The organism is Nostoc sp. TCL240-02 (assembly GCF_013343235.1).
Classification (GTDB): Bacteria; Cyanobacteriota; Cyanobacteriia; order Cyanobacteriales; family Nostocaceae; genus Nostoc.
Genome location: NZ_CP040094.1, coordinates 6,623,873 through 6,636,180 on the forward strand (window position 1 = coordinate 6,623,873; position 12,308 = coordinate 6,636,180).

Below are 12,308 nucleotides of genomic sequence, written 5' to 3' on the forward strand. Positions count from 1 at the left end.
GCTCCAATTCCCCATTCCCAATTTCCAATTCCCAATTACTATCTTAGTGACACCAACAAGTTTTGATTGATTGTCATTTGTAAATCGGTATCTGGATCAATGGCAATTAAGTCAACACTATTCTTACCGAAGAACAGACCAACCAATGCACCGATACCAGCGCCACCCAAAACTTCTTCTGTGGCGATCGCGCGATCACCAGTCACAGCAGATACCGCAGTTGCCGCACCTGCACCCAATACAGTATTTTTGATAATTGAACCAATACTAGTACCCTTCTTCACGGTTTCAGTTTTGGTGATCACTTCAGAAGTAGCGTTAAGCTGATACTCCTGTCCACTGGTCAAAACCAATTTTTCAGCAACGAATTGAGAACCGCCTGTAGCAGGCTTTAGTTGACCAATAACTTGACTACCAGCCGGAATCACTACAGATCCGTCTTGTGTCACCACATTTTGAGATACTGTCAATGTCAAAGGTGCTGTTTCATCCTTTGTAACCAGAATTTTTTCTGCCTTGTCATACTTCACAGGAATAGCTGTCCCTTGAGGAATTGTCACAGCTACAGGTGTTGGGGTAGTAGACCCGACAGCCACGACATAAGGCGAGTTAATTGCTGAGGCTTGGTTAGAACTAACCAATGCTTGGTAGATAAAAGCTGCTACTTGGGCGCGAGTGGCGGTTGCAGTTGGATTCAGGAACTTCACATTAGGATAGTTCACCACAATTTGCTTTTCAATTGCAGCTGCAATCGGGCTACGGGCATAGCTAGCGATGTTAGAGGCATCGTTGAAGTATTGCAGAGTGCTTTCGGTATTGCCACTGGGACTATATTCCAGACCATTAGCGAGGGAAACTAAAACCTGTTGGCGGGGAATAGCTTGGTTAGGCTCAAAGCGATTACCGGGATATCCAGATAAGAAACCAATGGTATAGGCTTGCCCAATTGCACTTGATGCCCAATAGTTGCTAGGTACGTCAGCAAAATTGATTGGCGATCGCTGCTGTGATTTTTGGAAAGCTTTGTTGACCATAGCGGCAAATTGAGCGCGTGTCACCGCTTCTTCAGGACGGAAACTACCATCAGGAAATCCGGCAATTACACCACGTTGTGATAATTGTTGAATAAATTGTGCCGCCCAATAATTAGATGAAACATCAGAAAAAGTAGTTTGAGCTAAAGATGGAGAAGCTGTAATCAAAGGAGCTACAGTGCCTACTGTGACGCTCAAAGCCATGAATGCAGCTGTTCCAGATTGCAACCGATTAAAAGTAAACATTAATTTTTAACTCCAGTAGAATTATTTTTATTACTGTTAATTAATGAGACATTTACTAAAGTCTTAGGTTCCCTTTAATTTCTGTTTTTTGTAAAAACCATTACTTTTGTCATATAGTCAAATTAGATATTCACATTAATGAAAAGCCTGCCAACATAGCTAGCAAAAAGAGAGGCTTTGAAACCCAGTTTTACTTTTTTAGTACTTTTATGAAACCACCCTGCTTGCCGACGCAGCAAGCAGGGTAGAGGGTTAGGCAATACGGTTCGGATAGCAGGGGAGGCAGGGGAAGAAAGAGAGTTATTGTTCAATACAGTTCAGATAAGACCAAAACACTTGTAGAGACGGCGATTTATCGCGTCTCAAAACCCACGATTTTGTACAAGTAGCCCTTAACCCAAGCGCATTGAGTTATTGTTCAATAATTCTTCTCTCCCCCTGCCTGCCTAAACCAAAAAATTACCTTAACCGAACGGTATTGGAGGGTTAGGTCTAAGTTAATTCGCCAATTTGAAAATATTCGCTGTCACTCCGAGACTTTCTTCAAAAAGGGACTCACGACCCCAGCGTTGCACCTGCTGACTCAGTAATGCTTCGGCTTTTTGTTCTGAAAGTGAAGTTACCTGTTGAAACAGACCGGCAGATTGGGCACCACCATGTGTTTCCATCCGCATACAACCACCAGTTTCCGAGCAGATAACTGTACCACAGTCTGCCTGGGGATTTGTGGAACTGAGGCGCAAGGCAATCAAGTCACCAATAATATCGCCCACATCAGCAACGGGAACTCCTGCTAACTCGGCTTCTACTTGTCGCTGATCTTGAGAAATAAAATGGATGCGAGTGATATCATAATCACCGCTTTCCTTTTGATAAGAAACTGGCTGCCAGTCTAACCGACTTGCTAGCCAACCCAAAAACAGCAAAGCTTGGGCGGGATTGCCTTTTTCGTAATCAATCGTCACGCGGTCAATTTCTTTGAGGGCGGCACGACGCTTAGGCGAATCGTAGGCTTCAGCTGTCAATTCCTGCCATGATGCGAGGCGACGCCAGTTCAAATCCGCTAAAGGTACACCAGTTTCTACCAACTCTTCGAGGCGGAGTAAATCACTTTCTGGCTCGTTAAAGTTGCAAGAATCAACAATGACATTATTGCAGATTGCTGCTAGGCGCTTGAATAGACCGTTGTTAGGGTCTGGTGTCGCCTTCCACCAGAGAAACTTTGGCAAACCACCAATCAACAATGCTGGAATCATGCCACCGATGCGTTCTAAGGCAGCAGCAGTACCACTCAGAGTAATGTATTCGCAGCAGATAAGTGTGCTTGATGATTGCTTTTGAATCGGGCAATAGGCAGAAACTTGAGCCTTAACTCCTTCATCTTCGCCAGCAATGGGAAATAGGGCAATGATGCGGCAGGGATTGCGAAGAGCGATTTCATCAGCAATTCTGGGGCTACCGCTATTTAACCCAGCAATAGCATGTTCTCCTCCAGTCCCACCTCGCTGACCTTTAGCGAATTCTTCTCGTAATACAGTCAGAGTTTCTGGTGTTGCTGTTCCGGTTTCTGGCAAACCATGTTTCTTTTGCACTTCCCGTAATGCTGCTGCCATTTGCGGTCCTAAAATCCCATCAAGTGGGCCGTTGTAAAATCCTAAAGCAGCCAACAAATACTGAGTTTCTTCTGGTTCGTAGACCACTAAGGTAAATGTTGTTGCCCTAGTAGCACTGGGAAGTCCACCGTCCTCGCCAGTTATGCCATAGCTTTGCCAAATTTGATTGAGTTCGGCATCTATTTCGTTAAGCGAAATATCTTTCGGTGCCTGGAGTGAAAAAATTGTAGAAGTTTGGAGAGCCATAGGAAGTTTTGGATTTTGTCATTTGTCATTTGTCATTGGTCATTGGTCATTTGTCATTTGTTTTTACTAGTGACTAATGAACGCCACTTGCTTCAACTGGGGAAACCCCCGCAACGCAGTGGCTCTTAATGACTAATATTTAGATTAGAGTCTGCGCCAGCGACGGCCATCCTGGTTAATTAAGAGTTCTGCTTGTTCTGGCTCCCAAGTACCGGCTTCGTATTGGGGAATAGTAGTAGGATCGGCGGGTGCATCCCAAACAGAAAGGGCTGGTGTTACTACCTGCCAAGCTGCTTCTACTTCGTCCGCCCGTGTGAACAATGTTTGATCGCCCATCATACAATCAAGGAATAAGCGATCGTAGGCATCAGATGTTGCTTGGATGCCAAAGGAACCATAACTAAAGTCCATATCAACGGAACGGGTGCGGAATTCTGCCCCCGGCATTTTGACATCAAAACGCAGGGAGATACCTTCATTTGGCTGAATCCGCATCGTCAAAATATTGGCGTTTGTCTGTTGAGCGGCAGATTGGAACATCCGAGATGGAACTTCGCGGAAGTGAATTGCAATCTCACTCACTTTTTTCGGCATCCGCTTTCCAGTCCGCAAGTAGAAAGGAACACCTTTCCAACGCCAGTTATCTACCAAAAACTTCATTGCTACATAAGTGGGTGTGGTGGAGTTGGGGTCAACGCCTGGTTCTGTGCGATATCCTGGCACTGCTTGACCTTTCATCCAACCAGCACTGTATTGCCCACGCACTGCTGACCGCGACAGATTGTGAACATCAGCTAAACGAGTAGCTTGGAGTACCTTCACTTTTTCTGTGCGGATGCTGTCGGCATCCATTGCGTTGGGTGCTTCCATCGCCGTTAAGCAGTAAAGTTGCATGAGGTGATTTTGCAACATATCCCGTAGTGCGCCAGCGCTTTCATAGTAGCCAGCCCGGTCTTCTACGCCCACGGTTTCTGCTACGGTAATTTGCACGTGGTCAACAAATTGACGATTCCACAAGGGTTCAAAAATCGCATTGGCAAAGCGAAACACCAGCAAATTCTGGACTGTTTCTTTACCCAAGTAGTGGTCAATACGATAAACTTGATGCTCTTTGCAATATTTCTGTACCACTTGGTTAAGGCTTTGGGCAGAAGCCAAGTCCCGACCAAAGGGTTTCTCAATTACTAGACGATGTTTGTAGGGATCTTCTAGCATCCCGCCGCTTCCTAGCTGCTTAATTGCTTCGGGAAAGAATGAGGGAGCAACGGATAGGTAGAACATGCGATTGCCTCGCGTGCCCCGTTTTTCGTCTAATTCACTCAGTAAGGTTTTTAGTTTCTGGTAGCTTTCAGGGTTGTCTATATCTCCAGGACTGTAGAACAGACCTTGAGAGAAGTCTTGCCAGAGTTCCCCTAAATCAACATCAGGATGTGCCTCTTCCATGCCCTTCTGCATTTGTTCGCGGAAGTATTCATGGCTCCATTCTCTTCTTGCTACGCCAACAATGGTAGTTTCTGGCGGAATGCGCCGTTCTCGCCGCAATTTGTAAAGTGCTGGCACTAGTTTGCGCCAGGTGAGATCACCAGAAGCGCCAAAGATAACTATAATCTGGGGTTCAGGCATCCCTTGTTGTTGCAGACCAACGCGCAAGGGATTTTCTAGCAGACTAACCATAGGAATTTTGGATTTTGGGTTTTAGGTTTTGAAATTGGGAATTGGGAATTGGGAATTGGGCACTTGTAGTGAGCGTAGTCGAAGTATTGGGTATTGGGCATTGGGTTTTGGAAAATAATATTTTTAATCTTATTCCCCAGTCCCCATTCCCTAGTCCCCAGTCTCCAGTTCCCAGTCCCAATTCCCTACACTGGTGACAATACCTTGATCTTGTCTTCTAAAGAGTTCATCAAGGACTGGAAGGGCTGGATGAACTTGTCAATACCTTCAACTAACAGTTCATCCATTACGGTATCGAGATCGATGTTGATGTCAGGATCTTTGAGGTTTTCAATCAGCGTGTAAGCATTATTTACGTCTGTTTCTAAGCGATCGCTCACGTTACAATGATCGGCACAAGCTTTAATGGTCGCTGGTGGTACGGTGTTAACGGTATCTTGTCCAACCAACTCTTCGATATACATCACGTCGTTGTAGTTGGGATCTTTGGTGCTGGTACTAGCCCAAAGTAGCCGTTGTACTGTGGCCCCTTTTGCTGCCAACTCTTGCCAACGCTCACTTCTAATGATTTTCTTGTATTCTTGGTAAGCTACCTTGGCGTTTGCGATCGCTACTTTCCCTTTCACAGCTTTTAGCTTTGCTTCCACGGCAATATCATCAACACCTTTTTTCAACTTAGCATCAATCTTGCCATCAATGTTGCTATCGATCCGGCTGAGGAAGAAGCTAGCGACTGAAGCAATTCTACTGATGTCTTTACCTTCAGCCAGCCGTTTTTCTAAGCCACGAATATATGCCCAAGCCGTGTTTACATAGCTTTCTACTGAAAACAACAGCGTAATATTGACATTTATCCCCTCGGCTATTACCTGCTCTACTGCTGGCAAACCAGGTTCCGTACCGGGAATTTTAATCATCAGATTTTCCCGACCAATTTCTTGGAAATAGCGCCGAGCTTCGTTTATTGTGGCTTCAGTATCATGGGCGATAGTTGGCGGTACTTCGATACTCACATAACCATCTAGTCTATTCGAGGCTTCATAAACAGGGCGTAAAATATCACAGGCATTACGGATGTCTGCAAAAACTAGGGATTCGTAAATTTTGTATGTCGGTAAGCCAGCCCGAACTCCGGCTTCGATATCCGCATCATAAATGACGTTACCTGCGATCGCTTTATCAAAGATAGCTGGGTTAGAAGTAATCCCAGATATACCTTGATTTTCAATCATGTCTTTGAGTTCACCTGATTGAATAATGTCACGGGTCAAATTATCCATCCAGATACTTTGACCGTATTGCTTAATTTCTAGTAGATGATTGGTAGACATAGCTAGTTTATTTCACTCCTGTATAGTGATGTTTCTAAGTGAAGTTAGCAAAACGCATTGATACTTACTTTTGAATTGTGGCGTTGCCAATCACTTATCGCATCGGCCAGCTGAGATAATCCTTAATTGATCTTCTGATCTTCAAAAAGCGCTATTTTGCATCCCAATCCTAAATCACCATGATTAACGTTTAATTAATGGCAGATGAGAGTACAGCACGGCGTAAATAAATCACCCTTCTAAAACCTCTGAAACCCTTACGTAACACTAACTACGAATTACTTAGTGTCCGTTTTGAATAAAAGATTCTACCTTTGCGACATCTTCTTTGCTGCCAATAATTAAAGGTGTGCGTTGATGCAGTTTTTTTGGCACTACATCCAAGATGTTTACCAATCCTGTCGTAGCACGGCCGCCTGCTTGCTCAATCAAAAAGGCGAGAGGAGCGGTTTCATAAAGCAAGCGCAATTTCCCTTCTGGGTTTTGAATTGTACCTGGGTAGAGGAACACACCGCCTTGAACCAAAATTCTATGGATGTCGCTCACCATTGCACCGCTATAACGAGCGCTGTAGCCTTCTGTGCGATGAACGTAGCGGATGTATTCTCGAATCGATTCTTCCCACTGCCAGAAGTTACCTTCATTTACGCTGTAAACGGAACCGTGGTTAGGAATCCGAATATTCTCTTCTGTGAGAATAAATTCTCCTAAGCTGGGATCGAGAACAAAGGAATGAACGCCAGTACCTATAGTATAAACCAGCATCGTGCATGGCCCATATAGGATGTATCCGGCAGCAAGTTGCTTCCGTCCGTTGGTGAGGAGATCGGTTGCCTTACCATCGCTATCATTTCCTTCTTGTTGGCGAATGGCAAAAATAGAACCTAAGCTGAGATTATTATCAGTGTTGGATGAGCCATCAATTGGGTCATACAACAGGGTATAGCGACCAATGGGGCAATTTTCGGGGATATAGTAGGGATTTTCCATTTCCTCAGAAGCGAGGCGACAGACTAAGCCGCTTTGCTTAAACACTGAGATAAACACATCATTGGCATAGACATCCATCTTTTTGACGGATTCTCCTTGGACATTAACTTCCCCGGTAAAACCGAGAACGCCTTCCATTAAACCAGCGCGACTCATGCGGCGAGCAACCAGTTTACCTGCTAAGGCGATGCGATTCATCAGCGCACTTAAATCTTGTGCGTCTGGCGAAAAACTCTGAAGTTGCTGGAGAACGTGACGGGATAAGGTTGTACAATCACGATCTAAAGCTCTATCTGTAATTTCATTGATAGACGATTCTAAGGATTCTGGCGTTTTAGCCATTTTTATGTTCTCCGCAGCCACTAGCTGTTAATTGGGTTTTAGTCGTGTTTGGCAACTTATGGTTGCTGCTTCTATCTTAGAAAGGTAATTTGAGAACTTAGATGCGACTTTAGATAAACTAAAGAAATGAGTTTTCAGAGACTCTTGTACTTAGATTCTGGATACGTAATATTTTGTATAAGATATTGCCAACATTAATCAGTAATTTATTTAAGTTAAGGGACTAATTCTAGATTGTAAAAACACGATACAAAGACGCGATAAATCGCCGTCTCTACAATACAGCAGTCTTTTGTAGAGACGGCGATTCATCGCGTTTCTTGCCTTAACCGAATAGTATTGGGACGGCTCTAACCTATAGTTATGAGAAAATAACGCTATTTAATCCTTGGTTGGTTAATTAATCCCAAAGATAAACAAGTAATTATTTATCGTCCTAATGTATATTTGCTGATTACTTTATCCAAAGATTTAATTGCTTTCTCAAAATACTGAAATGCTTTCTCAAAATGACCTTTGACTTATTCAAACCCAAGTTTGCTTTTTCATTTCAGTGTTTTCCGCAAGCAAAAGCCAGAGGGATGGACTACATCATTCAAAGCTTTTAGCCAATTAACCCTCTCCCTATTTCCCCCTAAAAAGGGAGAATAGGGTTAAAAGGGAGTAATTCAGGAAATTACTAGTTCTCTGAAGTTTCCTGAGAGAACTTTTTATGGATGGTTTTGGTGGATTCTCCATCAGTAGCGACTGTTATGAGATAGTCCATTAAACCATCTGAAAAGGGAAGACGCAGGTGGAAAGTACCATCGGGTTTGATTTTGATGGGATGTCCAGCAATGTTTACGCTTGTATTTGGTTGGGTTGCTCCGTGAATAATCAACTCAGCATCTGCTACAAACCAAAAATCTTCGTGGGAACGACTGAAAACGCGAACATTAGGTGAACGGGCGATGAGTAACCAACGCTCGCTATCAGCTATATAACCAATTTCAACCATATAGTCCCGATCGCTCACGGGAATCGCCACAAAGCGATCGCGGGCTACTTCTTCACATTCATACTGCTGTACAAGCTGGGGACTTTGATAACTCAAGTCAATCCCAGTTACATCGTAAAGCCGCACTACCAATTGAGAACCGCCCTGTTGTTGCAGCGCTTTGTTCTGAGTCTGGGAAATGTGCCAAGAGACATAAGCCCATTTAGGAGTGCGGGGTGTAAGCAGTATGTTGCTTTCTTCTTCACTACTCTTTTCTTCTACGTTTACCAAGTTAATAGCTGTTTCGCTTGGTAAGGCTCCATTTTCAACGGTGGAATCTGTATGAACAGGACTGAAGACACGAGCGATCGCAGAACGGGCAATAAATAACCAGCGACCGCCATCAGCGAGATAACCAATTTCAGCTATATAATCGCGATCGCTGATGGGAATTTCCACAAAGCGATCGTTTGCAGTCTCTTCACATTCATATTGTTGGACAAATTGAGGATGTTGATAACTCAAGTCAATCCCAGTTGCATCATATAACCGCACTACCAATTTAGAGCCGCCCTGTTGTTGCAGTTCTGCTTTCTTGGTTTCGGATATCTCCCAAGAGACATCAGCCCATTGGTAAGTGCGAGGTGTAAGGACAAGACTGCTCTCTTCTTCAACATCTACTAAGTGAATATCTGTTTCATCTGCAATCGCCACATCATCAACGATCGGATCTGGATGCACAGGACTGAAGAAACGAACAACTGCTGAACGAGCAATGAATAACCAGCGTTGTTTACCGCCGTAGGCATCGCCATCAGCAAGATAACCAATTTCAGCTATATAATCGCGATCGCTGGCGGGAACATCGGCCAGTCCCTCGTTTACTGTCTCTTCAGATTCATACTGCTTGACAAGCTGAGGACTTTGATAGCTCAAGTCAATCCCAGTCACATCATACAGCCGCACTATAAATTGAGAGCCGCCCTGTTGACGCAGTGCTGCTTTCTTGGTTTCGGAAACTTCCCAAGAGACATGAGCCGATGTGGAAGTATGTGGTGTAAGCAAAATACTGCTCTCTTCTTCAACATGTCCCAAACCAATAGTTGTTTCGGCTGTGTTCACCACATCATCAACTATGGGATCTGGATTCACAGGACTGAAGACACGAAGAATTGCGGAACGGGCGATAAATAACCAGTACTCGCCATAAGCGATATAACCAATTTCAGCTATGTAGTCGCGATCGTTGATGGGAATTTCCACAAAGCGATCGTGTGCTGTCTCTGCACATTCATACTGCTGGACAAGCTGGGGAGTTTGATAACTCAAGTCAATGCCAGTCACATCATACAGTCGCACTACCAATTGAGAACCGCCTTGTTGCCACAGTTCTGCTTTCTTGGCTTCGGAAATCTCCCAAGAGACATTAGCTGATGTCGAAGTATGCGGTGTGAGCAGTATGTTGCTTTCTTCTTCACTGCTCTCATCTTCTGTATCTCCCAAGTGGATATCTGTTTCGGCTGCGATTGGCACATTGTCAATCGTAGTATCAGTTTCTCCTTGAGTGTCTAATCCCAGATTTATCGCCCAGGCTCCAATCCCTGCGCCTGCTGCTAAAGCCGCAACGCCTGCAAAATCTATGGAGTCATTCTCAGCAGCACCTTCCCCAACAGTTGGCTCTGTTTGAGATTCTTCGTCTACCACCTCGATAGGAGGTTCGGCTGCATCTGCTACCACATTGAATACATCTACATCTGGCAATTCTGGCAAATTGAGCAGTGGAGATGGTGGTAACGGTGAAGGTTCCACTTCGCCAGAGTCTGGTAAGGGCAATTCATCTGTATCTTCAATTGAGGTGATACTCTGTAGCCAGTTCAATTCTGCTTGAAGTTCCTCATCTATCTCATCTTCAGAAATTTCTGTGTCCCAATATTCCAAATCAGATGTTACTTCTGGCACATCTGGTAATTCGGGTAGTGAGGCTGTTACCTCAGATGAAGGCAGTTCTACATCAGAAGATATTTCTTCAGGAAGATTTCCCAAGTGAGGATATGGAGTATTTACTACGGCTGCTGGGGCTTCTATATCCCATGCAACCTCATCAGAATCGGGTGTATTTGTCTCAATATAATTACTTAGTCCGACCGTCTCATCAATTGCGTTTGTTTCTGTTTCTTTGTTGTTAAAGGCAGACCAGGTAGCCGCCCCGATGCCTGTTGCTAAAGCCGTACCACCAGTTAAAGCTGCGGCTCCCGCTCCATTAGTTAGAGTAGAGGTTGTGCCTTCATAGAGGTTAGAAGTGCCATTAGTTGCCTCTTGGACTAAATTGGATGTCCCGTGAGTACCATTTTCAGCCAGGTCAGATTGGGTTTGAGCATAGATATTGAAAGGAGTGCGATCGGGGGTTTCTTGCTCTTGGAATTGTGAAACTGGCTGTTCTTCAAGCATCGCTCCGTTAATGGAGGCAGCTGTGCTGGCATTAAGTACTGCTGTTTCTCCATCTTCTGGATCGGGTGGATGAGGATTTGATTCTGGTAAGTTGTCTGTTTTCTCATCGGATGATGGGTTTTTTCCGAGAGTCCACCAGGCCAACGCTGCAATTACACTAACAAAAAACAAAGGTAGCAGTACCCAAAATGGTACTTCTTTGTTGACAACTGGACTTTTTTGTGTATCGGCAGGAGCGACAAAAGGCTGTTCGCCAAATGCAGAAGCAGTAGCACTAGGGGAAGCTGTCGCAGCAGGTGTTGTCTGGGCACTGGGAGAAGGCGTGACAATAGGTTGTGATACGTTGGTTGCGATCGCAGTTGCTTCAGATGTTCTTGCTTGTTCTATAGCCTGCTGTCCTGCGGGTGCCAGGGTAAAGCCGAGAAAATCTACTATGCTTAAGCTGGGATTTTTTTTGTAAACATAAACTAAAGGTTGCGAGAAAGGATATTTTGCGTCATCTGGTAAGGCTTGATGTAATTGCAGAACTCGCACATTTTGCAGCTTCGACACCTGATTAGCTAACACATAGCTAATGCCATCTTTACCCAGTTGTTTGATGATTTCTGCGGTATTATCCTCAGTTAGTTGGGTAGCACTAGACCCTGTAGCAAATTCAGCAGTCTTGAAGGCTGGATAAGTGCGGAAAGTATTGCGAGTCTCACTTGTATTAGGGTGATCGATTAATCTAATTTTCCCTGGTGATCCTCCTAGTTGTGACCAATTTGTAATTTGTCCCCGGAAAATCCGGGCAAATTGCCTACTAGTCAAGCTGCCTTTGAAAGGATTATCTGCGCTAACCACGATCGCGATCTTCTCACGGCGCAAGCGGACTTGCTCTAGTCCTTGAGCTTTTTCTGCTGGTGTCAACCCCCGCCCCATTGCTACGATGTCAATTTTGCCATCTAGTAAATCTTTCAGTGCTGTATCAGTGCCATTAGCACCAACTTCAACCTTAGTACCCGAAAACTGTTTTTCAAAATTCTCTTTCAGGCTTTCGTTGATTGCACCCAAAGTATTTGAACCATCAATCCGAATTGTCGTTCCATTCTGCACTGTTTGCGGCAGTGTAAAAGAAGGAGACTCAGGTTTAGATTGCGCCAGTATAGGTTCTGATACCAGCAAACCTGCTGCCATAGGAGTTGTAGCTAAAGCAACCCATAATATCAGCCTGATTATCGAAGTATCTTTTTTTTCTTGTTGCCACATAAGCCCCTTAATTAAAGTAAAAAATAGAAAGCCTACCAGTCTTAACCCACAATCTTGTTAAAGATTATGGAGGAGACGCGCTAATTATACATCTGAGTTCTCTTTAGTTCTAAGTTCCTTTAGCGCACTTATATTGATTTATACTTGAACTGAGATTGTA

At 44.3% G+C, this 12,308-nt stretch carries 6 protein-coding genes; all 6 read right to left on the reverse strand.

Going from position 1 to position 12,308, the window contains the following annotated elements:
- Positions 1 to 38: 38 nt before the first annotated feature.
- The 6 genes from FBB35_RS28290 to FBB35_RS35160 all read right to left on the reverse strand — a co-directional run bounded on the left by FBB35_RS28290 (position 39) and on the right by FBB35_RS35160 (position 12,148).
- Positions 39 to 1,280, reverse strand: coding sequence for an S-layer homology domain-containing protein (locus FBB35_RS28290; RefSeq protein WP_174712404.1), 1,242 nt, complete (start codon positions 1,278 to 1,280; stop codon positions 39 to 41).
- 497 nt (positions 1,281 to 1,777) lie between these two features.
- A complete protein-coding gene (gene opcA / locus FBB35_RS28295; RefSeq protein ID WP_174712405.1) occupies positions 1,778 to 3,139 on the reverse strand; it encodes a glucose-6-phosphate dehydrogenase assembly protein OpcA in 1,362 nt (453 codons plus the stop codon).
- A gap of 144 nt (positions 3,140 to 3,283) precedes the next feature.
- Entirely contained in the window at positions 3,284 to 4,813 is a 1,530-nt protein-coding gene (zwf, locus tag FBB35_RS28300) for a glucose-6-phosphate dehydrogenase (protein ID WP_012410371.1), read from the reverse strand.
- A 185-nt stretch (positions 4,814 to 4,998) separates the two neighbouring features.
- On the reverse strand, positions 4,999 to 6,144 hold the full coding sequence (gene tal, locus FBB35_RS28305; protein ID WP_174712406.1) for a transaldolase: 1,146 nt from the start codon (positions 6,142 to 6,144) through the stop codon (positions 4,999 to 5,001).
- A gap of 282 nt (positions 6,145 to 6,426) precedes the next feature.
- Positions 6,427 to 7,476: a class 1 fructose-bisphosphatase gene (gene fbp / locus FBB35_RS28310; protein ID WP_114081885.1), complete on the reverse strand. Its 1,050-nt coding sequence runs from the start codon at positions 7,474 to 7,476 to the stop codon at positions 6,427 to 6,429.
- A gap of 679 nt (positions 7,477 to 8,155) precedes the next feature.
- On the reverse strand, positions 8,156 to 12,148 hold the full coding sequence (locus FBB35_RS35160) for a DUF4912 domain-containing protein (RefSeq protein ID WP_254625713.1): 3,993 nt from the start codon (positions 12,146 to 12,148) through the stop codon (positions 8,156 to 8,158).
- Between the last annotated feature and the right edge of the window lie 160 nt (positions 12,149 to 12,308).